The sequence below is a fragment of the Curtobacterium sp. GD1 genome (genome assembly GCF_020882855.1).
In the GTDB taxonomy this organism is placed as follows: domain Bacteria; phylum Actinomycetota; class Actinomycetes; order Actinomycetales; family Microbacteriaceae; genus Curtobacterium.
On the sequence record NZ_JAFEVQ010000012.1, the window covers coordinates 63,401 to 88,478 of the forward strand.

The 25,078-nt window shown below is 71.7% G+C and carries 22 protein-coding genes; 9 read left to right on the plus strand and 13 right to left on the minus strand.

Going from position 1 to position 25,078, the window contains the following annotated elements:
* Positions 1-40: 40 nt before the first annotated feature.
* From JSX79_RS08590 to JSX79_RS08610, 5 genes are all read right to left on the minus strand, one after another.
* Positions 41-967, minus strand: a complete 927-nt coding sequence (locus JSX79_RS08590) for an ROK family protein (protein WP_229085834.1) — start codon at positions 965-967, stop codon at positions 41-43.
* A complete protein-coding gene (locus tag JSX79_RS08595; protein ID WP_229085835.1) occupies positions 964-2,724 on the minus strand; it encodes an ABC transporter ATP-binding protein in 1,761 nt (586 codons plus the stop codon). Before JSX79_RS08595 ends, JSX79_RS08590 begins: the two co-directional genes overlap by 4 nt.
* Positions 2,724-3,623, minus strand: coding sequence for an ABC transporter permease (locus tag JSX79_RS08600; protein WP_071296452.1), 900 nt, complete (start codon positions 3,621-3,623; stop codon positions 2,724-2,726). Before JSX79_RS08600 ends, JSX79_RS08595 begins: the two co-directional genes overlap by 1 nt.
* Complete coding sequence (locus JSX79_RS08605) at positions 3,620-4,579, minus strand: ABC transporter permease (protein ID WP_071296453.1); 960 nt, start codon at positions 4,577-4,579, stop codon at positions 3,620-3,622. Before JSX79_RS08605 ends, JSX79_RS08600 begins: the two co-directional genes overlap by 4 nt.
* Before the next feature lie 90 nt (positions 4,580-4,669).
* Positions 4,670-6,466, minus strand: coding sequence for a peptide ABC transporter substrate-binding protein (locus JSX79_RS08610; RefSeq protein WP_071296454.1), 1,797 nt, complete (start codon positions 6,464-6,466; stop codon positions 4,670-4,672).
* Positions 6,467-6,681: 215 nt separating this feature from the next.
* On the opposite strand from JSX79_RS08610, the gene JSX79_RS08615 reads away from it, so the two are divergent.
* The 4 genes from JSX79_RS08615 to JSX79_RS08630 are packed head-to-tail and all read left to right on the plus strand — an operon-like array spanning position 6,682 to position 11,460.
* On the plus strand, positions 6,682-7,866 hold the full coding sequence (locus JSX79_RS08615) for an ROK family protein (protein ID WP_229085836.1): 1,185 nt from the start codon (positions 6,682-6,684) through the stop codon (positions 7,864-7,866).
* Positions 7,859-9,403 carry a M81 family metallopeptidase gene (locus tag JSX79_RS08620; RefSeq protein ID WP_229085837.1) on the plus strand — a complete coding sequence of 515 codons (1,545 nt, stop codon included), beginning with the start codon at positions 7,859-7,861 and terminating at the stop codon, positions 9,401-9,403. The genes JSX79_RS08615 and JSX79_RS08620 overlap by 8 nt, the downstream gene beginning before the upstream one ends.
* A complete protein-coding gene (locus tag JSX79_RS08625; RefSeq protein ID WP_070417284.1) occupies positions 9,400-10,143 on the plus strand; it encodes a copper homeostasis protein CutC in 744 nt (247 codons plus the stop codon). The genes JSX79_RS08620 and JSX79_RS08625 overlap by 4 nt, the downstream gene beginning before the upstream one ends.
* Before the next feature lie 51 nt (positions 10,144-10,194).
* Positions 10,195-11,460 carry an MFS transporter gene (locus JSX79_RS08630; RefSeq protein ID WP_229085838.1) on the plus strand — a complete coding sequence of 422 codons (1,266 nt, stop codon included), beginning with the start codon at positions 10,195-10,197 and terminating at the stop codon, positions 11,458-11,460.
* 27 nt (positions 11,461-11,487) lie between these two features.
* On the opposite strand, the gene aztA is transcribed toward JSX79_RS08630, so the two are convergent.
* A complete protein-coding gene (gene aztA, locus JSX79_RS08635) occupies positions 11,488-12,114 on the minus strand; it encodes a zinc ABC transporter ATP-binding protein AztA (RefSeq protein ID WP_092388040.1) in 627 nt (208 codons plus the stop codon).
* 50 nt (positions 12,115-12,164) lie between these two features.
* Here aztA and aztB point away from each other — a divergent pair, with 50 nt between their 5' ends.
* The 4 genes from aztB to aztD are packed head-to-tail and all read left to right on the plus strand — an operon-like array spanning position 12,165 to position 16,334.
* Positions 12,165-13,043 (plus strand): zinc ABC transporter permease AztB, encoded by an 879-nt coding sequence (gene aztB / locus JSX79_RS08640; RefSeq protein WP_229085839.1) that lies wholly within the window; start codon positions 12,165-12,167, stop codon positions 13,041-13,043.
* On the plus strand, positions 13,040-14,212 hold the full coding sequence (locus JSX79_RS08645) for an ABC transporter (protein WP_229085840.1): 1,173 nt from the start codon (positions 13,040-13,042) through the stop codon (positions 14,210-14,212). Before aztB ends, JSX79_RS08645 begins: the two co-directional genes overlap by 4 nt.
* Entirely contained in the window at positions 14,209-15,123 is a 915-nt protein-coding gene (locus tag JSX79_RS08650; RefSeq protein WP_308061366.1) for a metal ABC transporter substrate-binding protein, read from the plus strand. Before JSX79_RS08645 ends, JSX79_RS08650 begins: the two co-directional genes overlap by 4 nt.
* A 26-nt stretch (positions 15,124-15,149) precedes the next feature.
* On the plus strand, positions 15,150-16,334 hold the full coding sequence (gene aztD, locus JSX79_RS08655; RefSeq protein ID WP_229085841.1) for a zinc metallochaperone AztD: 1,185 nt from the start codon (positions 15,150-15,152) through the stop codon (positions 16,332-16,334).
* 78 nt (positions 16,335-16,412) lie between these two features.
* Here the strand turns inward: aztD and JSX79_RS08660 are convergent, their stop codons facing one another.
* Genes JSX79_RS08660 through JSX79_RS08670 form a run of 3 tightly spaced genes read right to left on the minus strand, consistent with a single transcriptional unit; the run spans position 16,413 to position 18,834 of the window.
* Positions 16,413-17,267: a LamG domain-containing protein gene (locus tag JSX79_RS08660; RefSeq protein WP_229085842.1), complete on the minus strand. Its 855-nt coding sequence runs from the start codon at positions 17,265-17,267 to the stop codon at positions 16,413-16,415.
* Positions 17,264-18,145: a S26 family signal peptidase gene (locus tag JSX79_RS08665; RefSeq protein WP_229085843.1), complete on the minus strand. Its 882-nt coding sequence runs from the start codon at positions 18,143-18,145 to the stop codon at positions 17,264-17,266. The genes JSX79_RS08660 and JSX79_RS08665 overlap by 4 nt, the downstream gene beginning before the upstream one ends.
* Positions 18,146-18,180: 35 nt before the next feature.
* Positions 18,181-18,834 carry a hypothetical protein gene (locus JSX79_RS08670; RefSeq protein WP_071296464.1) on the minus strand — a complete coding sequence of 218 codons (654 nt, stop codon included), beginning with the start codon at positions 18,832-18,834 and terminating at the stop codon, positions 18,181-18,183.
* Between the two features lie 160 nt (positions 18,835-18,994).
* Between JSX79_RS08670 and JSX79_RS08675 the strand changes: the two genes are divergently transcribed.
* Positions 18,995-19,450 (plus strand): MarR family winged helix-turn-helix transcriptional regulator, encoded by a 456-nt coding sequence (locus JSX79_RS08675; protein ID WP_229085844.1) that lies wholly within the window; start codon positions 18,995-18,997, stop codon positions 19,448-19,450.
* Positions 19,451-19,536: 86 nt separating this feature from the next.
* Here the strand turns inward: JSX79_RS08675 and JSX79_RS08680 are convergent, their stop codons facing one another.
* Genes JSX79_RS08680 through JSX79_RS08695 form a run of 4 tightly spaced genes read right to left on the minus strand, consistent with a single transcriptional unit; the run spans position 19,537 to position 24,814 of the window.
* A complete protein-coding gene (locus tag JSX79_RS08680) occupies positions 19,537-20,874 on the minus strand; it encodes an ABC transporter substrate-binding protein (RefSeq protein ID WP_070417294.1) in 1,338 nt (445 codons plus the stop codon).
* A gap of 48 nt (positions 20,875-20,922) precedes the next feature.
* Positions 20,923-21,873, minus strand: a complete 951-nt coding sequence (locus JSX79_RS08685) for a carbohydrate ABC transporter permease (RefSeq protein ID WP_229085845.1) — start codon at positions 21,871-21,873, stop codon at positions 20,923-20,925.
* A complete protein-coding gene (locus JSX79_RS08690; RefSeq protein ID WP_070417295.1) occupies positions 21,870-22,784 on the minus strand; it encodes a carbohydrate ABC transporter permease in 915 nt (304 codons plus the stop codon). Before JSX79_RS08690 ends, JSX79_RS08685 begins: the two co-directional genes overlap by 4 nt.
* Positions 22,781-24,814, minus strand: a complete 2,034-nt coding sequence (locus JSX79_RS08695; RefSeq protein WP_229085846.1) for a beta-galactosidase — start codon at positions 24,812-24,814, stop codon at positions 22,781-22,783. Before JSX79_RS08695 ends, JSX79_RS08690 begins: the two co-directional genes overlap by 4 nt.
* Between the last annotated feature and the right edge of the window lie 264 nt (positions 24,815-25,078).

A 25,078-nucleotide genomic window follows, 5' to 3' on the forward strand; every position in this document is an offset into this window, starting at 1 on the left:
GGTCCAGGCCGGCTCCTCGTCGTTCCGGGAAGCGGTCGCCTCAGCGCGCGGGCGCGCTCCCGAGCACCAGGTCCCGTACCTGCGCAGCGGCACCGAGCGCCACGGCGTCGGACCCCAGCGACGACAGGGCCAGCCGGATCGGCGCCCCGCTCACCGGGGGCTCCAGGGCGATGGCAGCGCTGATGGCCGGCTCGAGCAGGTCCCACGACCGCGCGATCCCCCCGCCGATGACGATGGTCGTCACGTCGAGGATCCCCGCCGTCAGCAGGGCAGCACGCGCCAGCCCCCAGCCGGCGGTCTCGAACACCGCGGCGGCGTCGGGGTCCCCGGCGCGTGCGGCGTCGGCGACCTCGCGGACGGTGACCCGGCGACCGGTCCGTTCGGCGTAGCGGTCGGCGATGCCGCGCGCCCCGGCGATGGTCTCGAGGTGGCCGACCTGCCCGCAGGTGCACACCGCGTCGCCGAAGCCCGGGACGTGGCCGATCTCGCCCGCCGCGCCACGGGGCCCGGCGAACAGCGAGCCGCCGAGCACGAGCGCACCGCCGACCCCGGTCCCGAGCGTCATGCCGAGCACGTCCGGCTCCCCCGCCACGGCACCGGCGGCGACCTCGCCGAGGAGGAACGCGTTCACGTCGTTGTCGAGCGTCGCGGGGACGCCGAGGGCCGACGTGACCGCGTCCGTCACGCCGTAACCAGCCCAGCCGGTGAATGAGTTGCCCGTCACGAGCACCGTCCCCGTGCTCGCGTCGACGACGCCGGCAGCGCCCACCCCGACACCGGTCACGGAGGCGCGGTGCCGGTCGAGCAGGTCCGTCACGGCACCGAGGGCGGCCGTCACGATCGCGGCGCCACCCGCGTGGGCAGGCGTCGGCAGGTCGATGCGGTCGATCACCTCGAGCGCCGGGTTCGCGAGGACCACCTTCGTGTTCGTCCCGCCGACGTCGACGCCGGCGACGACCTCGCTCACGCGGTCACCGCCCCGAGGGTGGCGAGTCGCTCGACCCGGCGTTGCCGCTGCACCACCGGGTCGGGGACGGGCACGGCGGCGAGCAGCCGTCGGGTGTAGTCGGTGGTCGGGTGCATGAGGGTGGCACCCGTCGTGCCCTGCTCCTCGACGACACCCTGGCGCATCACGACGACCCGCTCGGCGAACTGCTGCACGACGGCGAGGTCGTGCGAGACGAACAGGCACGCGAACCCGAGGTCGTCCTGCAGCTCGCGGAGGACCTCGAGCACCGTCTCCTGCACGCTGACGTCGAGCGCACTGGTCGGCTCGTCGGCGACGAGCAACCGCGGCGAGAGCACGAGCGCCCGGGCGAGGGACACGCGCTGCCGCTGCCCGCCCGAGAGCTCCCGGGGTGCACGCGACGCCAGGGTCCGGGGCAGCCGGACGGCGTCGAGGACCTCGTCGATGCGCTTCCGACGGTCGGCGGAGGACATGCCGCGACGGTGCACGGCGAGCGGTTCGGCGATGCACTCGGCGACCGACATCCGGGCGTCGAGCGACGCCACCGGGTCCTGCAGCACGACGCCGATGCCCGACCGGAGCGCTCGGCGGTCGCGACCACGAGCCGTCCGCAGGTCGGAGCCGAACAGGTGCACGCTGCCGGACGTCGGCTTGACGAGGCCGAGCGCGACCCGGGCCGCGGTGGACTTGCCGGAACCGGACTCCCCGACCACGCCGACGGTCTCGCCGGCGTGCACGGCGATGTCGATGCCCTGCAGCGCGTGGACGGCGCGCGCCCCGCGCCCGAACGTCACCGAGACGTCCCGCAGGTCGACCACCGGGGCCGCGCCGCGCCTCCCGTCCGAACCGTCCGCGACGGACGCACCGGACGCGACGGCGACGCCGGACGCACCGGACGCACCGGACGCACCCGACGCGACGGCCGCGCCGGACGTGACGGCCACGCCGGACGCACCGGACGCACCGGCCTCGGCCACGGCCAGCCGCGGCACCGCCGCGAGCAACCGCTTCGTGTACTCGTGCTCCGGCCGGAGCAGGACGTCCTCGACGGAGCCCGTCTCGACGATCGACCCCTGCAGCATGACCGCGACCCGGTCCGCGAAGTCCGCGACGACGCCCATGTTGTGGGTGACGAGCAGGACTCCCGTGCCGGTGTCGGCCGCCAGGCGACGCAGCAGCTCGAGGATCTCCGCCTGCACGGTGACGTCGAGGGCCGTCGTCGGCTCGTCGGCGATGAGGAGCTTCGGCGAGTTCGCGATCGCCATCGCGATGACCACGCGCTGCCGCTGGCCGCCGGACAGCTGGAACGGGAACGCCCTGGCGCGCTGCGCGGGCGAGGGGATGCCGACCCGGTCGAGCAGGTCGACGGCTCGTGCCGCGGCGTCCGCTGCCGAGACGTCGCCGTGGTTCCGGATGACCTCGGCGATCTGCGCCCCGACGCGGGTGAGGGGGTCGAGGGCGGTCGCGGGCTCCTGGAAGACCATCGAGACGGTGCTGCCGCGGAGCGAACGCAGGGCGGGCTCGGCGGCGCCGACGATCTCGTGGCCGTCGACGACCGCGCTGCCGGTGGCGGTGGCGTTGCCGGACAGCAGCCCCATCGCGGCGAGGGCGACGGTGGACTTGCCGGAACCGGACTCCCCGACGAGCGCGAGCGTCTCACCGGGTTCGACGTGCAGGGAGACCCCGTGGACGGCGTCGACCGTGCCGGACTCCGTGCTGAAGGAGACCCCGAGGTCGGTGGTGGTCAGGATGGACATCAACGGCCCCTCACGTCGAAGGCGTCCCGGAGCCCGTCGCCCACGGCGTTGAACGCGCAGACGACCAGGATCACGGCGAGACCCGGTGGCACGATGAGCCACCACCGCCCCGAGTAGGCGGCGGTGAGTCCTGCCGAGAGCATGCCACCCCAGTCCGTCGCGGGTGCCTGCACGCCCAGCCCGAGGTACGAGACGTAGGCGACGAGGAGGATCGCGTCGGCGACCTGGAACGTGGCGGCGACGACGATCGTGGACACCGAGTTCGGCAGCAGGTGGCGGCCGATCGCGCGGGCGTGCGACCCGCCGATGGCGCGGAGGGTCAGCACGTAGTCGCGGTTCTTCAGCGTCAGCGTCTCGGCGCGGATGAGCCGGGAGGGCACGAGCCACGACACGAAGCCGAGGATCACGATGAGTCCCCACACACCGGGCGTCGTGATCGCCGAGATGACGAGCAGGATGAAGAGCGCCGGGATCGCGATGCCGGCGTCGACCACGCGCATCATCACCGCGTCGACCCAGCCGCCCACGTACCCGGCGATCGAGCCCCAGAGGGTGCCGACGACGGTGGCGAGGACGCCGGCGGCGATGCCCACCATCAGCGACACCTTGCCGCCGAACATCAGTCGGCCGAGCACGTCGTGCCCGACGGCGTCGGTGCCGAGCAGGTGCGCGGCGCCGGGGGCGAGGTTCGCCTGGGAGAGCTGGGTGTGCGTCTGGTCGGTCGGGTACAGGAACGGGCCGACAAAGCAGAACAGCACGATGACGACGATGACGACGAGGCCGATCACCGCGAGGGTGTTGTGGCGGAAGCGGCGGACGGCGAGGCGCCAGCCGGTGGCGGCGACGGGCTGCACGAGCGACGCCGCTCCGGGGGCTTCGGGTGCCAGCTGTGCGGTCATGCGCGGCCTGCCTTCACTCGGGGGTCGATCAAGGACTGTGCGACGTCGGCGAGCAGCGTGCCCACCACGGTCGCGATCGAGATGACGAGGACGCACCCGAGCAGTGTCGGGTAGTCCGAGGTCTGCGCGGCGTTCCAGAAGAGGAGCCCCATGCCGGGGTAGTTGAACAGCTGCTCCGTGACGAGCGCCCCGCCGAACAGCACCGGCAGGTAGTACCCGAGCATCGCCACCACCGGGGTGAGCGAGTTCCGGAACACGTGTCGGCGCAGGATCGCCGCGGTCGAGGCACCGCCGGCGCGGGCGGTGCGGACGTAGTCCTCCTGCAGGTTCTCGAGCGTCGAGGCCCGCATGTACCGGCTGAAGACGGCGATCATGGCGAGGGCACCGGTGACGACGGGGAGCACGAGCCCGGCCGGGTCCTGGAAGACCTCGGCGAGGGTGTTCCCGCTCGGTGCCTGGGACGGCAGCCAGGGCAGCTGCTGGCTGAAGACGATGATCAGGACGAGCCCGAGGAAGAACGCGGGCGTCGAGTAGAAGACGAACGCCAGGGCGGTGGCCGCGTAGTCGACCGCGCCGTTGCGCCGGACCGCTTGCCACATGCCGACCGGGATCGCGAGGACGATGCCGAGCACCGCGGACATCCCGGTGAGGACGAGGGTCTTCGGCAGCCGCTCCGTGATGAGCTGCGAGACCGGCTCGTTGAGCGTGTACGACGTGCCGAGGTCGCCGGTGAGGAGGCGTCCGAGGAACCGGAGGTACTGCACGGGCAGCGGCTGGTCGAGCCCCTGCGCCGTGTTGAACGCGGCGATCTGCGCGGGCGTCGCGGAGACGCCGAGCACGCCGCGGGCGGGCCCGCCCGGCAGGGCGTGCAGCAGGCAGAACACGACGATCGTGACGATGAGGATCACCGCGAGCGCCTGCAGGACGCGCCTGGTGAGGTAGAGAGCTGTGGTCATGCGGCTTCCGTCGTCTGGGTTGGTGCGGTGGGCCCCGGGAGGCGCGGTGCGGGTCGGACCCGCACCGCGCCTCCAGAGGGTGTCAGGTGGTTACTTCGACCACTTCCACTGAGCCGGGTGGAAGTTGGCGAGCGAGTCCTGGTCGAACCCGGTCAGCCCCTGCTTGACGACCGAGATCTGGTAATCCGGGCTCGGCAGCCAGATCACCGGCAGGTCCTTCGCGACCGCGGCGCTGTAGTCCTGCACGGCGGTGGCGTCGGGCGACGTGGTCGTCGCGTCGATGAGCTTGTCCACGTCAGCGTTGGAGTACGAGCCGAAGTTCGCCGAACCGCCGGTCTGGAAGAGCGACTCACCGGTCGGGTAGGCCGGGAAGTACCAGCTGCCCGCGGTGCCGAAGAAGGAGAGGTCCCAGTCGCAGCTGGCCTCGTCGCTCGTGCAGGTCGGGGTCTGCGACAGGACGCTCGACACCGGCGCGGTCTTGATGGTGAAGCCGATGCCGGTCTTCGCGAGCGAGGACTGGATCGCGCTCATCATGTTGTCGGTGACGGTCGAGCCGGACTGCGAGAGGACGTTCATGGTGAACTTCGTGCCCTGCTTGACGCCCTCGCCGCACTGGCTGTCGGACGTACCGGGGTCGGTGCAGACCATCGTGCCGCCCTGCTCCGCCCACCCGTGGGACTCGAGCAGCGCCTTGGCCTTCTTCGTGCTGAACGGGTACGGGTTGTCCTTCTGCGTGCTCGACACGTAGTCGGACTCCTGCGCCTGCGGGATCGGCCCGTAGGTCGAGGTGGCGGTGCCGTTGAAGACGACCTTGGAGAGCGAGGTCTGGTCGATCGACATCTGCACGGCCTGGCGGGCGTACAGCTGCTTGAAGACGGCGCCCATGTCCGGGTTGTTGAAGTTGTACGGCATGTACGTGATCGCCCAGCCGGTCCAGGGCTGCACGTCGTAGCCCTTCGACGTGAAGGACGACTTCTGGTCCATGTCGGTGGCGTTGATGTAGCCGTAGTCGACCTCGCCCGAGCGGACCGCGTTCACCTCGGCGTCCGTCGTGGTGAACGGCAGCAGGTTGACCGTCGTGATCGAGGGCTTCTCGCCGCCGTCGTACTTCGTGTTCGCCGTCAGGGTGACCTTGCCCGCCGTGGTGAACGTCTTCACGCCGTAGGGCCCGGAGATGGTCTTCCACAGGTCGTCGCTGGCGTAGTCGGAGATCTTGCCGGCGGCGGTGTTGAGGTACTTCCACACCTGCTTCGCACCGGACGCGGTCTCGTCGGCGTCGGAGACCTTCGCGCTCGCACTCGTCTTGTCCCAGGCGTGCTGCGGCAGCGGGATGATGTGGCTCAGCTGGTTGGCGAGCATCCAGTCCGGGTTGTACGCCTTGTCGAACGTGATCGTGAAGTGCGTGTCGTCGTCGGCTGTGAATGAGGTCCAGTTGTCCGGCGCCTTGCCCTTCGAGTAGGAGCCCCACTCGTCCTTGTTCGCCTTGATCAGGTTGAACCAGAACTCGACGTCCCGGCTCGTGATCGGCTTGCCGTCGGACCAGTGCCGGTCGCCGAGGGTGACCGTGACGCTCTTCGAGTCGCTCGCGAACGTCGCGTCCGTCGCGACCGAACCGGCCTTGTTCCACGCGATCTTGCCGGTGGAGCCGTCGTAGGCGACGAGCGGCTCGTACAGCGACTGCGCGATCGAGCCGTTGTTCGTGTTGAGGTGCGCGGCGGTGCCGATCGGGAGGATCCAGTTCGGCGTGAAGTTGGCCGGCAGTGCGTAGTCGATCGTGTCGGAGCTGCTGCCGGACGAGGCGTTGCCGCCCCCGGAGCAGCCGGCGAGCAGCGCGCTCACGGCGATCGCGGCTCCGGTGAGGAGCGCCCAGCGACGGGGCTTGGTCATGTGTGTCTCCTGGTGCGTGGGAGGTTCGGGGTGTGGAGCACGCGTGCCGAGCGGCACGGGGACAGTCAATGTCCAAAGCCGTTGGAAAAACAAACATCTCCGTGTAAATAGTTCGTTTCTGCCGTTCGGGCGAAAGGGTGGACCGGTCGATCTGCCGGTTAGGCTCGCGGCAGTCGGTGGTCACCCGCCGTGTTCCGCCCGGATTGGAGAAAGTCGTGCCGGACCTCAGCGCCCGCGTCCTGGAGCTCGTCGCGTCCGGGCAGGCCTCCAGTCGGACGGAGATCGCTGCGCTGCTCGGCGCCGCCCCCTCGACCGTGTCCCACGTGGTCGCGCAGCTCCTGTCGCACGGTCTGCTCGCCGAGGAGGGCACCGACGTCTCGACCGGCGGCCGCCCCCGCAAGGTGCTCCGCATCGGCGGCGTCGACGAGTACGCGGTCGCCGCGGACGTCGGCGGCGGGCACGCGCGCATCGGCATCGTCCTGCCAGGAGGCGCGCTCGAGTCCGTCGCGAACGTCCCGTTCGCGCTCTCCGACGGCCCGACCGCGGGACTCCAGCGGCTGGCCGCCCTGCTCGAGCGGCTCGCCGACCAGCGCGGTCGTGACGGGCTGCGGGGCGTCGGCCTCAGCCTGCCGGGGCCGGTCGACGTCGAGGCCGGCGTGGTCGACCTGCCGAGCCGGATGCCGGGGTGGAACGGGTTCCCGGTGGCGTCGTGGCTGACCGAGCGGTTCGGGTTGCCGGCGGTCGTCGACAACGACGCGAACTGCATGGCGGCGGGCGAGCAGACCGTGCAGGACCCAGGCCGGCGGCAGACCATCACGATCAAGGCCGGTTCGGCGATCGGGGCCGGGATCGTCATCGACGGTCGGCTGTACCGCGGGGCGACGGGCTCGGCCGGGGACATCACCCACGTCCGGATCGACGCCGCCGGGGACACCCCGTGCTCGTGCGGGAACACCGGGTGCCTCGAGACCGTCGCGTCCGGAGCCGCCCTGGTGCGGATCCTGTCGGACGCCGGGGTCGACGTCTCCTCGACCGCCGACGTGGTCCGCCTGGCCTCGGACGCCCACCCCGAGGCGACCCGGGCCGTGCGGCTCGCGGGCCGGTACCTCGGCGAGGTGCTCGCCGCGAACGTCAACTTCTTCAACCCGGACGCCGTGTACCTCGGCGGCATCCTCTCCACCCTCGACCCGTTCATCGCCGCCGTGCGGAGCCAGCTGTACGAGAGCTGCCACCCGCTCATGACGCAGCACCTCGTCATCGAGCCGGTCTCGCTCGGCGCGGACGCGGGGCTCGTCGGGGCGGGTCAGTTCGCCCTGCAGCGAGGTCTCGCCGCGTCGCTCGAGGAACTGTCCGCGCCCATCCCCCAGTCCACCACCAGGAACAGGAACGTCCGTGTCTGAGCCCGTGTCCACCGCACCCGCCACCCACCGCCCGGTCATCGCGATCGCCGGTCTCGCCATCGAGACCTCGACGTTCACGCCGACGCGCACCCACGCACCGGCGTTCCACCCGGACCGCGGGGACGAGGTCGTGGCCCGCTACGACTTCCTCGGGCCCCTGTCGGCGCACGCCGACTTCCGCGGTGCGCTCATCGGGCACGCACTGCCGGGCGGGATCGTGGACCGTGACTCGTACGAGTCGCTCGCGGCGGAGATCGTCTCGCGGCTGGAAGCGATCGTCGAGGCCGAGCACGTCGACGGGCTCTGGTACGACATCCACGGCGCGATGGTGGTCGAGGGCCTGGACGACGCCGAGGCCGACCTGCTCGGCCGCATCCGCGCGGTGATCGGTCCCGATGTCATCGTGTCGGCGTCGATGGACCTGCACGGCAACGTCACGGCGGAGCTCGCGCACCAGGTGGACCTCGTCACCTGCTACCGGATGGCCCCGCACGAGGACGCCCTCGAGACGAAGGAGCGCGCCGTCCGGAACCTGGTCGACGTGCTCACCACCCGACCGCTCGGGCAGCAGCGCCCGGTGAAGGCCTGGGTGCCGATCCCCGTGCTCCTGCCCGGCGAGCAGACCTCGACGCGCCTCGAGCCCGCGGCGTCCCTGTACGCGCAGGTGCCGCTCGTCGAGCAGTCCGAGGGCGTGCTCGACGCGGCGATCTGGGTCGGTTACGCCTGGGCGGACCAGCCCCGCGACCGCGCGGTCACCGTGGTCACGGGCTGGGACGCCGACGCCGTCGCCGCGGGTGCCGAACGACTCGCGCGGGCCTTCTGGGACGTGCGTGAGGACTTCGTGTTCGTCGCACCGACCGGCACGTTCGACGAGTGTCTCGCCGCTGCGCTCGCGCCGGGCACCGCGAGGCCGTTCTTCGTGTCCGACTCCGGCGACAACCCGACCGCCGGCGGCTCGGGCGACATGACGTGGGGGCTCACGCAGGTGCTGGCGAACCCGGCCTTCGCGGAGCCCGACGGCCCGACGGTGATCTACGCGAGCGTTCCCGGCCCCGCGGCCGTCGCGGCGGCGGTGGAGGCCGGCGTCGGTGCGACGGTCACCGTGACGGCGGGGGCGTCGGTCGACGCCGTCCACGCCGGGCCGATCACGATGACCGGCCGCGTGCACGCGATCAAGCACGGCGACCGCGACGCCGAGACCGAGGTGGTGCTGCAGGTCGGCAGTGTGTTCGCGATCCTGACGAAGCTCCGCAAGCCGTACCACCACGAGCACGACTTCACCGACCTCGACCTCGCCCCGCGGGACGCCGACGTGGTGATCGTGAAGATCGGGTACCTCGAGCCGGAGCTCTTCGACATGGCTGCCGACTGGATGCTCGCGCTGACGCCGGGCGGGGTCGACCAGGACCTCGAGCGGCTCGGGCACCACAGGATCGTCCGGCCGATGTTCCCCTACGATCGAGTGTTCCCGTCGGCGCCGGACCTCGGCGCCCGGATCATCCCGCCGTCGAACGAACCGCTCGGAGCCATCGCGTGACCACCGCCGCCCCCGTCGCCCTCGAGATCGCCGTCACCTCACCCGCCGGCGCGATCGTCGCACGGGACGGCGGCGCCGACCGTGTCGAGCTCTGCGTCGGGCTCGAGCTCGGTGGTCTCACGCCGTCCCAGGCACTCGTCGAGACGACCCACGAGACCGGCATCCCCGCGCACGCCCTCGTCCGCTGCCGTCCCGGCGGCTTCGTGCACACCCCCGACGAGGTCGAGCTCATGGTGCGCGAGGTCCGCACGGTCCTGCGCTCCGGGGCAGCGGGCGTCGTGGTCGGTGCCCTGCGTCCGGACGGCACGCTCGACGAGGACGCCCTCCGGCGCTTCGTCGACGCCGCACGCTCGGTCAGCGCGACCGCCGAGGTCACCCTGCACCGGGCGATCGACCACGCGGCCGACCCCGTCGCCGCCGCGGCCACCCTCGCCGACCTCGGGTTCACCCGGGTGCTGACCTCGGGTGCAGCGCCCACCGCGGTGGCCGGTGCCGCGACCATCACGCGCATGGTCGACGCCGCCGGGCCCGTGCAGGTCATGGCGGGCGCCGGTGTCACCCCGGCCGACGTCCCCGCCCTGGTCGCGACGGGGGCCGCCGCCGTGCACCTCTCGGCGAAGCGACCCGCCGCCGACAGCGCCCACGCGGGCGTGCCGATGGGCGGCGCGGACGACGGTTCCGCGCACTTCGTCACCGACGCCGAGGTGGTCGCCGCCGCGCGCCGGGCCCTCGACGCCTGACCCGATCCGTCACGCGGGAATGGACCGCGCGGGCGAGTGCTTGACGCCCGCATGACCTCGTCAGCAACGCGCCGTGGGTGGCTCAGCGTCGCATCCGTCGCACTCGGATCGTTCGTCCTCGTCCTGTCCGAGTTCCTCCCGATCGGCCTGCTGCCGGCCATCGCCGCCGACCTCGACGTCGGTGTCGGCACCGCGGGGCTCATGGTCGTCGCGACCGGCCTCGTCGGAGCGGTCGCCGCGCCGGTCGTCACCGTGTGGACGTCCGCGCTCGACCGCCGGGTCGTCCTGGTCGGCCTGACGGTGCTGCTCGTCGTCGCGGACGCGCTCGCAGCGGTGGCGCCCTCGTTCTGGGTGCTGCTCGTGGCCCGGATGCTCCTCGGCGTCGGCATCGGCGGCTTCTGGGCGATCGGCGCCGGGATCGCCGGACGCCTCGTGCGCCCCGAGTCCGTGATCCGCGCCACGTCCCTCATCACCGCGGGCGTCTCGGTCGCGACCGTCGTCAGCCTGCCCCTCGGCGCACTCGTGTCATCCCTCGCCACGTGGCGGCTGGCGTTCGTGATCGGCGGCGTGCTCGGGCTCGTCGCGCTCGGCCTGCAGCTCGCGATGCTCCCGCGGATCCCCGCCCAGCAGCGCGTCCGGTTCGGCACGCTCGGGTCGCTGCTCGGTGTGCGCAGGGCCCGGGTCGGCCTGATCGGTGCCGCGTTCCTCTTCACCGCGCAGTTCGCCGCCTACACCTACATCGCGCCGTACCTGCAGGACCTCGTCGGGGTCGGCGCGGACACCGTGACGGTCGCGCTGCTGGTCTTCGGCATCGCGGGCATCGTCGGGAACTTCGTCGCCGGGTTCACGCTCGGCCGGAGCGTCCTCGGCACGATCGGCTCCGCGAAGTTCGTCCTCGCCGGCGCGGTCGTCCTGCTCCCGCTGCTCGCACACTCGGTCGTCGGGGTGTTCGTCCTGCTGGTCGTGTGGGGCCTCGTGTGGGGAGCACTGCCGCTCGGTATGCAGACCTGGATGTCCACGTCGTCGCCCGCGGGGTCGGAGACCGGGCTCGCGCTGTTCGTGACGACGATCCAGCTGGCGATCGCGGCCGGGTCGGTGCTCGGCGGCGCCGCGGTGTCGTCGTTCGGGTTGGCCGTCGACTTCTGGCTCGCCGGCGGGGTCGCGGTCGTCGGGGCGATCGTGCTCGTCACGCTGGGTGCGCGCCGCTCGAGCGCCGCCCCGGCGCAGGTCACCGCTCCCGCGGTCCCCGATCCGGCAGGTGCCACCGCTCCGGCGGAGACGACCGCGACCGGTTCCGTCGCCGTCGCCTGCCCCTGACGGTCCTGACGGACGGCGTCGCCACGGTCAGCCGAGCCGGACGACCCGGTCCGCTCCGGCGATGACCGTCGGGTCGTGCGTGGCGTGCACGACCACGACCCCGGACGCTGCCTCGTCGGCGAGCGCGCGGACCACGAGCCGACCCGACTCGGCGTCCACCCCGGCCGTGGGCTCGTCGACGAGGAGCACCCCCGCCCGCTGCGCGAGTCCGAGCGCGACGAGGGTCCGCTGACGCTGCCCACCGGACAGCTCGTCGAGCGGCCGGTCCGACAGGGACGCGATCCCCATCCGGTCGAGCTGCTCGTCGACCACGTCGCGGTCGGCACGCACGAGCGGTCGCCACCACGGACGGCCGGACCACCGGCCCATGCGGACCGTGGCACGGACGGTGAGCGGGAGCGCGCTCGGCGGGACCGACTGGGTCACGTAGGCGACGCCGACGGAGGTGCGGCGCGTCACCGCCCCGGCATCCGGCGTCACGACCCCGGCGAGCGCGTCGAGCAGCGTCGACTTGCCGGAGCCGTTCGGCCCCGTCAGCGCGGTGACCGCACCGGCGGGGAAGGTCGCATCGACCCCGTCGAGGACGGTCCGGTCGCCGCGTCGGACGACGAGTCCGGCGACGTCGAGGGTGGCGGCGTCGGTCGTCGTGGGCACCTGAGGACACTATCAGTATCGATAGTCATTTTCATGTAGCGTCGCCGACCGTGACCTGGCTGACCGATCCCCTCTCCGTCGACTTCATGGTCCGTGCCCTCGTGGGCGGCGGACTGGCGGCGGTGCTCTGCGCGGTCGTCGGCACGTGGGTCCTCGTCCGCGGCATGGCCTTCCTCGGCGAAGCGCTGTCGCACGGCATGCTCCCCGGCGTCGCGATCGCCTCGCTGACCGGGTTCCCCGTCGCGCTGGGCGCCGCCGCCAGCGCCGCGGTGATGGTGCTCGGGGTCGGCGCACTCCGCCGTCGGGCCCGGCTCTCGTACGACACGTCGATCGGGCTCCTGTTCGTCGGCATGCTCGCGCTCGGGGTGATCATCGTCTCCTCCTCGAGGTCCTTCGCGACCGACGTCACCGCGATCCTGTTCGGTGACGTCCTCGCCGTCACCCGTGCGGACCTCACCGGCCTGACGATCGCCGTCGCGGTGGCGCTCGGGACCGCGGTGTTCTTCCACCGTCCGTTCACGGCAGCGGCGTTCGACGTCCGGAAGGCCGCGACCCTCGGCCTCCGCCCACGGGCCGCCGAGATCGTGCTGGTCGGGCTCGTCACGCTCGCGGTCGTCGCCTCGTACCGGGCGGTGGGCACGCTGCTCGTCGTGGGACTGCTCCTCGCCCCGGCAGCCGCCGCCCGCGCGTGGACCCGGCACGTCGGCTCGACGATGGTGCTCGCCGCCGGGATCGGCATCGCGGCCGTCCTCGTCGGGCTGCTCGTCTCGTGGCACCTCGGCACCGCCGCGGGAGCGAGCATCGCCGCCGTCGCCGTCGCCGGGGTCGGCCTCTCGCGCACGGCCGCGTCGCTCAGCACCCGGTTCCGCGACCGGACCCCCGGGACGGAACCACCGACCGCAGTACCAGCACCTCGAGAGGCAGCATGACCCACTTCACCCGGCGCACTCCCGCGCGCACCCTGCTCACCACGAGCCTCGTCGTCGGACTCACCGTCGCGACGGCGGGCTGCTCGTCAGGGACGGCCCCCGGCGACGCCAGCGCGACCGCCCGGCCACACGGCTTCGTCGAGGGGGCGAGCGAATCCCGGGAACCGCAGCTGCGCCTCCTGGCCGTGTCCGAGACGGGCGAGACCGCGCTGCACGACCTGCTCAGCAGCGAGACGACCGCGCTCGACGACGTCGACGTGCCCACGCACTCCGCCACCGATGGCCGGTTCCTCGTGACGAGCTCCGACAGCCGCACCACGATCGTGGACGGCGGCGCCTGGACGGTCGACCACGGCGACCACACCCACTACTACGCGGCGGAGCCGCGGGTCGTCGGCACGATGGCGGGGGGCGGTCCGGTCGAGGTGCACTCCTCCGAGACGACCACGACGATCACCTGGCCGGAGCGGGACGAGGCGGTCGTCCTCGACCGGGCCGCGCTCGGCCAGGGGACCGTCGAGGAACGGACCCGGATCGACGCACGGGTCCTGCTCCCCGACGGAGACCGCCTCGTCGCCGCGACCGACGACGTCGTCCGGGTACTCGACGCCGACGGCTCGCCGACCGGCACCGAGGCGGCGTGCACCGACCCGGCCGGAGGCATCGTCACCCGGGCCGGCTCGGTCGTCGGCTGTTCCGACGGCGCGGTGGTCGTGGACGACGACGGCGCGACGGCGGTGCCGTTGCCCGACGGCGCCGAACGGCCGGCCTCGTTCGCCGCCCGCGCCGGACGACCGACGGTCGCGGGCCTGGCCGGTGACGCCGGCTTCTGGCTGCTCGACAGCCGCGAACACTCGTGGCGCCTGGTGCCGACCGAGCGCCCGCTCCGCGCCGTCGCCGCGGTCGACGACGCCGACGAGCACGTGGTCGGCGTCGACGACACCGGGCGGGTGGTGGTGCACACGCTCGCCACCGGAGCGATCGTCGCGACCGACCCCCTCGTCGCCGACGACGCCCCGCCCCTGCTGCAGCTCGACGCGAACCGCGCCTACCTGGCCGACCGCGGGACGGGGACCGTGCACGAGATCGACTTCGCCGACGGCGCGCGGGTCGCCCGGACCATCGACCTCGGCGTGGCCCCGGCCGCGTTCGCGGAGGTCGGACTGTGACGCGGGCACGCACACGGGCCGTCGTCGTCACGGTCCTCGCCGTGGTGGGTGTCGCGTTCGGCGCGAGCGGGTGCACCGCTGCTCCCGGGCAGGACCGGCCACTCGTCGCCGTCACCACGAACATCCTCGGCGACGTCGTCTCGGAGGTCGTCGGCGACGCGGCCGAGGTGATGGTGCTCATGCCCGCCGGAGCGGACCCGCACTCGTTCGAGGTCTCCGCGCAGGAGGCCGCGCGACTCCGCACCGCCGACCTCGTGGTGGAGAACGGGCTGGGCCTCGAGGAGGGCGTGTCCCGGCACGTCCGGGCCGCGGCCGACGACGGCGTCCCGGTCTTCACCGCCGGCGACGCGGTCGACGCCCTGGAGTGGACGACCGAGGACGACAGCGGCCCGGACCCGCACATCTGGACCGACCCCGCACGGATGGTCGACGTCGTCGAGGCGCTCGACGACGACCTCCGCGACGTGGGCGTCCGGGCGACCGGCACCGCGGACTACCTCGACGCCCTGCACGCGCTCGACGGGGAGATGGAGCAGGCCTTCGGCGCGCTCAGCCCCGGGCAGCGGGCCCTCGTGACGAACCACCACGTCTTCGGGTACCTCGCCGACCGGTACGGGTTCCGGGTCGTCGGAGCCGTCATCCCGAGCGGGACGACGCTCGCCTCCCCGAGCGCGGCGGACCTGCGGGACCTCGCCGACGCGATCGCGGACGCCGGCGTGCCGACCGTCTTCGCGGACGCCTCGCAGCCGGCCCGGTTGGCCCAGGTCCTCGCGGACGAGGTCGACGTGCACGTCGAGATCCGCCCGTTGGCCACCGAGTCGCTCAGGGCCGACGGACCCGCGTCCACCTACCTCGGGATGATGCGGTCGAACACCGAGGCGATCGTCGACGGACTGTCGGTTCGTAATTGAGAATGAGAATCAGTACAGTGTCCTGCATGACGACGACCAAGTCCCTGCGCACCGCGGCCCTGCCGGCCGCCCTGCTCAGCGCGGCCGCCCTTGCCCTCACCGGCTGCGCCGCCGACCCCTCCCCCTCCGAGCCGACGAGCACCGCGACCGAGCGCGCCGACGGCACCCGGATCACGCTCACGTACGACGGCGGCCTCCTCGTGCTCGACCACGACCTGCGCGTCCTGACCGACGACGCCGTCGACGGGTTCACCCGCGTCAACCCGGCAGGTGACGGACGGCACGTGCTCGTCACGGTGCCGAGCGGCTTCCGGGTGCTCGACACCGCGGCCGATCCGGCCCTCACCGACGCGGTCTTCCCCGCCGACACCGGGGGCCACGCGGTCGTCCACGGCGACCGGACGGCGCTCTTCGCCGACGGCACCGGCCAGGTGACGACGTTCGACAACACCGAACTCGACGGCGCCGAACTGCCCGACACCGAGACGACCGAGTCCGAGGCCGCGCACCACGGCGTCGCGATCGTGCTGGAGGACGGCACGCTGCTCACCACCATCGGCGACGAGGAGTCCCGCAGCGGGGTCCGTGCGCTGGACGCGGACGGGAAGGAGACCACCCGCTCCGAGGAGTGCCCGAACGTGCACGGCGAGGGCGCGGTCCAGGGCGACGTCGCGGTCTTCGGGTGCACCGACGGGGCACTCGTGTACGACGACGGCGCGTTCACGAAGCTCGACGCCCCGACCGAGTACGGCCGGACCGGCAACCTGTTCACGACCGACACGTCCTCGATCGCGCTCGGCGACTACAACGACGACCCGGACAGCGAGGGGTACCTCCTCCACCAGATCGCCCTGATCGACGCGGCATCCGGGTCCTACCGGGTCGCCGACGTGCCGGATGGCGTCGGCTACACGTTCCGGGACCTCGCCCGTGGTCCCGAGGACGAGGCCGTCGTGCTCGGGGACGACGGCGCGCTGCACACCTTCGACACGACGTCCGGCGAGCTGCTCGACTCCTTCCCGGTGATCGACCCGTGGGAGGGACCGGCCGAGTGGCAGGACGCCCACCCGGCACTGAAGGTCGCCGGCGACGTCGCCTACGTCACCGACCCTGCCGAGCGGCGGGTCCACGCGGTCGACCTCACGACCGGCGAGACCATCGCCTCGAGCGACGTGCTGCCCGGCGTGCCCAACGAGATGGCGATCGCGTGACGACGCGGACCCGACGAACGGACAGGCGGACGGGAGGGACGGTGCCGGCTGGCACCGCGCCTCCCGTCCGTCGGCGTCTCAGCGACCCGCCGCCGCGTGGTTCGCGACCTGGGTCGCGGACAGGACGGAGCCGTAGACCGCCGCGTACCGCATCGACCCCGTGAAGGCGAAGTTCGACGGCTGCCCGGGCCACCCGGACACGGTGTCGTACCCGACCCGGAAGTACCCGGTGAAGTTCTCCGGCGTCGTGAAGGCCGCGTTCGACGCGACGAGGGCACCGTCCGCGTAGAGCCGCATCCCGGTGCCGGCGGACATCGTCGCCACCACGTGGTGCCACGCGCCGTCCGTGTACGCCTTCGGAGACGTCACCACCTGGGTCGTCCCGTTGTAGGTGCCGAAGACGAGCTGCCCGGCGGTGTTGAGGTAGACCTGGCGGTCGTGCTGCCCGGACGCGGCGACCTGGTTGCTGCCGAACCCGACGAGCATGCCGCCGGCGACCGTCGTGCGGAACCAGACCTCCTCGCTGAAGGTGGTCGGGTTGGCGTACGACCGCGGGGTCGAGACGAAGCTCGTCGAGCCGTTCAGCGCGTACGAGCTCCCGGCGTCGCGCGGGCAGGCGTTCGGGCTCGGCGTGGTCGCCGTCATCGAGCCCTGGTAGGTGCCGTTCAGGCCCTTGCCGGACCAGTCCGTGGCGGTCGTCGAACCGGAGGCCTCGCCGAGGCGGTAGGCGAAGAGGGCGGTCGAGGTGTCCGCGCCGACCGCTGCGGCGCAGGTGAAGTAGGGCGCGGTCGCGGCGCTGTTGCCGGTGTTCGCGACCACGGCGCTGAAGGCGGACCGCGTCGGCGCGAACGCGTTGGCGAGGCCGACGACGGCGACGGCGAGGACCAGGACGAGGGCGACGACGCGACCGTCACGGAGGCGGCGGAGTCTCACGAGGGACGCACCGCCTCGACCCGACCGACGGCCAGGCAGAGCACGAGCGGGACGAGGCAGGCGACGACGAGGAGCCCCCACCCGACCGGCCCGAGGTCGATGTTCGAGGTGAGCTGGTAGTGCCCGTTCCTCGTGAGCTCGCGGATGACCATGTGCCCGACCTGCCCGTCGACGAGGTGGACGCTCTCGGCACCACGGGCCTCGACCCGGACCGGGAACATGCCGGAGGACACGATGGTGGCCTCGACGCCTCCGTGGGTGGCCGAGTTCGTGATGGTCGTGACGTTGACGAACGGCTTGAGGATGAAGGCCGCGTACGACAGCGTGAGTGCACCGCCGGCGATGCGGAGGCAGGTGCGGGTGACCCGGTCGGTGAACACGCTCGTGAGCGTCCAGATCACCAGTGTGCCGATGAGCAGGAGCGGCGCCGCCCGGAACAGCCACCCCAGGTTCGGGACGAGGAGCACCGGGGACCCGATGACGTTCTCCTGCGTGAGCGTCCACGGGTCGGTCGCACCGTTGATGTCACCGCGGGTGTGCAGTCCGGCGGCGTCGACGTCGATGATGCGGTGGGTGTAGACGACGCCCGGGTTCGCCGCGGTCTCGAAGGAGACGACGTCGCCGACGCGCAGGGTGGCGACGTCCACGGGCAGGTCGAGGACGAGCGTGCCGACCGGAGCGGCCTCGCCCATCGACGGCGTCTCGACGACGAACCACCGCCCACCGGCGGACAGGAACAGCACGGCGGCGGTGAGGAGGACGGCGGCGACCGCGGCGACCGTCCAGGCGAGGACCGTCTCGAAGCGGGTGGCGGTGTGGCCGCCGAGGAGCGGACGGTCGAGCGTGCCGCTGAGCGGGATGGCGGCGGTCTGGCTCATCTGCTGCTCCGGTCGAGCGTCGCCGGTCGGGGTGACTAGGCCGTGAAGGTCCAGGTCATCGGCACGGAGGCGGCGAGGCCCTGGTAGGTGTTGCCGGCCGAGGAGTCGAGCGTGACGGCGAAGGTGAACGGCACGGAGGCACCGGCGGCCGGTGCGGCGGGCATCGTGAACGCCGAGGCGGCCGCACCCTTGAAGCTGGCGAGCGTGCCGCTGAACACCGTGGTCGAACCGGAGGAGATGACGAGGTTCATCTTCGCGCAGAGGTCGGTCGCGGTGCCGTTCACCGAACCGTTCGCCGACTGGGTGCACGTGGCACCCGGGGTCAGGGTGAACGTCGAGGCGTTCGCGGTGCCGGTGTTCTTGATCGAGATCGCGGTCGTGACGGTGTTGCCGGGCGTCATCGTGGTGCTGCCGCCGAACTTGTTGATAGTCGAGCACGTGGCGGAGTTCGTCGAGACCGAGCCGCCGTCGGTGCTCGTGCAGGTGACGGTGCCGCCGGCGTTCTGCTCCTGCATGGTGAGCGTGCCGCTGGCTGCGGTGTTGCTGCTGTTGGTGATGCTCGCGGCGAACCCGGAGAGGGTGCCGGTGAGCGAGAGGGAGAGCAGCACGGCGGCGAAGATGCCCGCGAGGAGTGCGACGGGGGCGAATCGGATCCGCTTCAGGGCGGAGGTGCGGAGCTTGTCGGACACGGGAACCTCTTCGGTCGGGCGTTCAGGGAAGTGGAGGAGCAATCGGCTCGGGCTCGTTTGCTTCTATCATCAAGATAGTCAGTCATTCATCAAATTGACCACTCGTATACTGACCCCAGTGCGAGGGACGCCACCGCACCCGACCCGAAGCGAGGAACCCGTGACCCCTGCGCCGCCGACCGACCCGACCGACGCGGCCGACCTCATCGCGGCGTTCGACGCGGTCGTGCGCGCGAACGCGAGCCTCGTCGGACAGCTCAGCGCGCGGGCCGGCGTGCACGAGAACGCCCTGCGCGCTCTGGTGCTCGTGAGCGACACCGGCTACTCCACCCCCACCGAGGTGGCCGGGTACCTCGGGCTGACCTCCGGCGCCGTGACGAACATGATCGACCGCATGACGGCCGCCGACCTGCTCGAGCGCGCGCCGAACCCGAACGACCGCCGCGGTTCGCTGCTGCGCCTCCTGCCCGAGGGCGAGCGGGTCGTCCGCGAGCACCGGGAGCGGTACGCCCTGGTGCTGGCCGAGGTCGACCGGACGCACGCGGGCGGCCTGCTCGCGGTGCTCACCGACCTCGCGACGGGCCTGTACGGGTCGGCCGGCGAGGCGATGCGCTGACACCGCACCCACCACACGACGGGAGGCACGGTGCCAGCTGGCACCGTGCCTCCCGTCCGTCGTGGGCGCGCGTCAGGACCCGCGCGTCATCCCTTCACCGGGATCGACTGCGCCTTCAGCGCCGCCACGGTCTTCGACTGCCCCGACTCGAGCGCGTCGAGGAGCGTGCCCTGCCCGGACGCCGCCTGCCCGAAGCCGTCCGACACGTCGGAGTAGGTCTGCGTCATCGTCGGACCCCAGGTGAAGGGCTGGATGTCCTTCGCCGCGGTCGCGAACTCCTCGTAGATCTTCTGGTTCCCGTAGAACGGCAGCCCCTCGGTCAGCGCCGGCAGCTCGGCGCCGGTCGACGAGGCGGGGTAGAGGTTGGCCTCCTTGTTCAGGGCGGCGAGTGCCTCCTTCGAGGTGTTCAGCCAGACCAGGAACTCCGACGCCTCGGCCGGGTGCTTGCTCCCCGCGAAGACGACGTTCGACGAACCGCCCCAGGCAGCGGACTTCGACTCACCCGCGGTCCACTGCGGCATCGGCGCGACGGCCCACTTGCCGGAGGTCGAGGGCGCACCGCTCGAGATCGTGTTCGCACCCCAGACGGCCGAGACCCAGGTCCAGTCCTGCCCCTTGTCGTAGGCGCTGTTCCACTGGTCGGTGAAGCTCGGCAGGGTGTTCACGAGCTTCTTGTCGATGAGGTCCTGCCAGTAGTCGGCGACCTTCTTCGACGCGCTGTCGGTCAGGTCCACCGTCCAGTCCGAACCGGAGTTCGAGAACCACTGGCCACCGGCCTGCGACACGAGCCCGGCGAACTGGTTGACGTCGCCCTTGGCGAAGTTGGTGATGTTGCCGCCGAGCGCCTTGATCTTCACGGCGTCCTGGGCGTACTCCTCCCACGTCTTCGGGACGTCGAGGCCGGCCTTCTCGAACAGGTCCTTGCGGTAGTACAGGGCCATCGGACCGGAGTCCTGCGGCACGGCGTAGACCGACTTCGACTCACCGAACGTGACCTGGTTCCAGAGACCGTCGGAGAAGTCCTTCTTCGCGGCGCTGATGCCGGAGCACGCGCCGATGTCCTCGAGGCCGCCCTGCACGCGGAACGCCGGCAGGGTGTCGTACTCGACCTGACCGATGTCCGGCGCCTGCTTCGCCTTGAGCTGGTTGAAGAAGTTCTGGTAGGTGCCGCTGTTGCCGTTCGCGACGATGGAGACCTTGACCTGGATGTCCGGGTGCTCCTCGTTCCAGATGTCCACGACCTTGTCCATGTTGGGCACCCAGGTCGTGAAGTCGAGGGTGACCTTGCCGCTGGACGGCTTGCAGCTCGCGGCGGCCGTGTCGGATCCGGAGCCTGCGCCGCTGCCGCCGGTGCTGCAGCCGGCGAGGGCGACGGTCGCGGCGACCGCGACGGCGGCGACGCTGAGGAACTTCGTTGTCTTCATGCTGTTTCCGTTCGGGATGTGAGTGGGGTCGGTGGTGCTGGTCAGGCGCTACTTCAGGCCGCCGGCGCCGAGGCCGGACCGCCAGAAGCGCTGCAGGGAGAGGAAGGCGACGAGGAGCGGGATGATCGAGACGAACGACCCGATGAGCACCAGGGTGCGGAGGTCCGGGTACTGGTTCACGCTCGAGTTCCACGTGTAGAGGCCGAGGGTGACGGGGAACAGCGACGAGTCGCGGAGCATCACCAGCGGCAGGAAGAAGTTGTTCCAGATGGCGACGAACTGGAACAGGAAGATCGTCACGAGCGCCGGCGACATGAGCCGGACGGCGACGGTGAAGAACGTGCGGACCTCGCCGGAGCCGTCGATGCGGGCGGCCTCGATGATCTCGTCCGGCACGCTCGACGCCGCGAACAGCCGCGACAGGTACACGCCGAACGGGCTGACGATGCTCGGCAGGAAGACCGACCAGAACGTGTCCGTCAGGTCGACCTGGCTGAAGATGAGGAACAGCGGCAGGGCCAGCGCGGTCGCCGGCACGAGGACGCCGCCGAGGAACACGTTGAAGAGCGCCTCGCGTCCGCGGAACCGGTACTTCGCCAGCGCGTAGCCGCACATCGCCGACAGGACGGTGCCGATGAGTCCGGCGACACCGGCGTAGGCGATGCTGTTGAGCATCCAGCGCACGTACACGCCGTCCTGCCGGGTGAACAGCTCGCCCAGGTTCGCGACGAAGTCCTGCACCGACGAGGCGCTGAACCACAGCGAGAACGTCGTGTTGAAGTTCGCGGTCGTCTTGGTCGACGACACGAACAGCCAGAAGATCGGCAGCAGGAAGTAGATCGTGAAGACGCCCATCACGAGCATCGCGGCGCTGCGCGAGATGACGCTCTCGCGCGGTCCGCGCGCACCGTGCTGCAGGGGCCTGGAGGCGCGGTTCGGCTCGAGCGGTCGGCCGGCGGTCCGCACGGCGTCGCGTCGGCTCGGTGCGTTGACGGTCACTGGTCAGCCTTCCGCTGGGTCAGTCGGAGGAACCCGATCGACAGGACGAAGGTCGCGACCGCGAGGACGACGGAGAACGCGGCGGCGAGGTTGAAGTTGGGCACCGACGAGGTCGAGTAGACGAGCATGTTCGGCGTGAAGGTCGACGAGATCGTCGAGGTGAACTGCCGGAACACGGTCGGTTCGGTGAGGAGCTGCAGGGTGCCGATGACGGAGAACACCGCGGTGAGCACGATCGCCGGCACCACCATCGGGATCTTGATCGACCAGGCGATCCGGAACTGCGACGCCCCGTCGAGCTTCGCAGCCTCGTAGATCTCGGTCGGGATCGCCAGGAGCGACGAGTAGATGATGAGCATGTTGTAGCCGACGTAGACCCAGGTCACGACGTTCGCGACGGCCCAGAGGACGGTGCCGGAGCCGAGCAGGTCGACCTTCGACGTCACGGCGGAGAACGGCGAGAGGTTCGGCGCGTAGAGGTAGCCCCACATGATCGCGGCGATGACGCCGGGCACCGCGTACGGCGCGAAGAACGCCAGGCGGAAGAACCGCTTGCCGCGCAGCAGGGGCGAGTCGAGCAGGAGCGCGAACACCAGTGCGAGGGCGAGCATCACCGGCACCTGCACGACACCGAAGAGCAGCACGCGGAGGATCGAGCCCCAGAACTCGCTGTTCTGGAACACGAGCACGTACTGGCTCAGTCCGCCGAACACCTGCGTCGGCGCACCGAAGGTCCCCTGGCGCTCGATCTTCTGCAGCGACTGCCACACGGCGTAGAGGATCGGGACGAGGTAGAACGCGGTGAAGAGCACGGCGAACGGCGTGACGAAGACGGCGATCGCGCGGCGGTACCGGAAGCCCCCGCCGCGTCGACGTCGGGCGACCCGGGGTCGCTGGGCTGTGGTGGTCATGGGCGCTTCCTGTCCGTGCGGATGATCTGGGTGCCACCGGGGGCGATGGTCGTGGTGCCGGTCCGGGGTCGGTCGGCGACGAGGTCGTGGCCCGTCACGTGGTGCTCGACGGGCTGGTCGGTGTGGTTGAGCAGGAACACCCACTCGTGCTGGTCGTCGCGGCGTCGGACGACCTCGAGGCCGGGCTGCGCGGTGGGGTCCGGTGCGACGCCGGCCTCGGCGAGGACGTCACCGAGCAGGCCGCGGAGCGTGTCGGCGGCGAGGACGGTGGAGACGTACCAGGCGGCTCCGGCACCGTGCGCGTTGCGGGTGACCGCGGGCGAGCCGGCGAGCTGGCCGGCGGCGTAGTCGAGCACGCTCGTCGCGCCGCGGAGCTCGACGGGTTCGCTCCAGACGGTGCCGGTGGAGCCGTCGGACAGGGCGACGTGCGCGTCGGCGGCGAGCGGCAGGAACTCGTCGACCCGCACGCCGAGCAGGTCACGGAAGGCACCGGGGTACCCGCCGGTCCGCACGCGGTCACGCTCGTCGACGATCCCGCTGAAGAACGTGACGACCGCCCGGCCCCCGGCGGCGACGTGGTCGACGATGACCGCGGCGTGCTCGTCGCGCACCAGGTAGAGCTCGGGGACGAGCACGACGGCGTAGCCGTCGAGCGGCGCACCCGGCGCCACGACGTCCACCGTCACGCCGAGGTCCCACAGCGCGCCGTGGAACGCGTGGACCTGTTCCAGGTAGCGGAGCGCGGTGGTGGGGTGCGCCTCCAGGTCGGCCGCCCACTGGTTCTCCCAGCTGAAGACGAGCGCGACGTCCGCGACGACGCGGGAACCGCGCAGTTCGCCGAGCCGCTCGACGAGGTCGCCGAGCTCGACGACGTCACGCCAGCCGCGGGAGTCGGTCCCGGCGTGCGGGAGGAGCGCGGAGTGGAACTTCTCGCTGCCCTGGACGGACGCGCGCCACTGGAAGAAGCAGACCCCGTCGGCACCGCGGGCGATGTGCGCCACGGTGTTCCGGAGCATCTCCCCCGGTGCCTTCGCGACGTTGTGCGGCTGCCAGTTCACCGCGCCCGTCGAGTGCTCCATGAGCAGCCAGGGCGCCCCGCCGGCGAGCCCGCGCGTGGTGTCGGCGGCGAAGGCGAGCTCGACGTGCGGTCGGGGCAGACGGTGGTCGAGGTAGTGGTCGTTCGCGATGACGTCCATGTCCGCCGTCCACGACCAGTAGTCGAGGGCGGTGATGTGCGCCGCGACCATGAAGTTCGTCGTCACCGGCTTGTCGCTCAGACTGCGGAGCACCTCGGCCTCGGCGCGGTGGTGGGCGAGCAGCTCGTCGGACGAGAACCGGTCGAAGTCGAGCGTCTGGCCGGGGTTCGTGAAGGACAGGGTCGCCCGGGGCGGCAGGACCTGCTCCCACGCGGAGTAGCGCTGGCTCCAGAACGCGGTGCCCCACGCGGCGTTGAGCTCGTCGACCGTGCCGTACCGGGCGCGGAGCCACGTGCGGAACGCCTCGGCCGAGACGTCGCAGTAGCAGTGCGCGTTGTGGCAGCCGAGCTCGTTCGAGACGTGCCAGAGCTTGACCGCAGGGTGGTCGCCGTAGCGCTCGGCGGTGGCGCGGACCAGGGCGAGGGCGTGCTCGCGGTACACCGGCGAGCTCGGGCAGAACGCCTGGCGTCCACCGGGCCAGCGGGTGGTGCCGTCGGCGACGACCGGCAGGACCTCGGGGTGGGCGGTGGTGAGCCACGGCGGGGTGGAGGCCGTCCCGGTGCCGAGGTCGACCCCGATGCCGGCGCCGTGCAGGAGCTCGATGACCCGGTCGAGCGCGGCGAAGTCGTACTCGCCCCGGCGCGGCTCGACGTGCGACCAGCCGAAGACGTTGATCGCGACGAGGTTCACGCCGGCCTCGCGCATGAGGCGGACGTCCTCGACCCAGACCTCGGGGTCCCACTGCTCGGGGTTGTAGTCGCACCCGAACGCCAGGCCGGTCGAGCCGAGCCCGAGCGCGCCGGTGGCGGCCGTCGGCAGGGTGGTGGTGGTCACGTCGGGTCCTCGCTGATCGGGGCGGCGCTGCACCGTCCGGTCGCGAACGACCCCTTCGACGGCGAAGGTCACCCAGGTTCTGGGAGCGCTCCCAGTCCGCACCGACCGAACGGGGTCGGAGGGTTCTGGGAGCGCTCCCAGAGTAAACGACACAATTCCTGCCGTGTCAACACGACCGTGCCGAACCAGGTTTCCGACATCGAATCAGCACCGACGCCCGGTTCGACGTCGCGATCGTGGTTCGACGCCGTCCGACCGCCGATC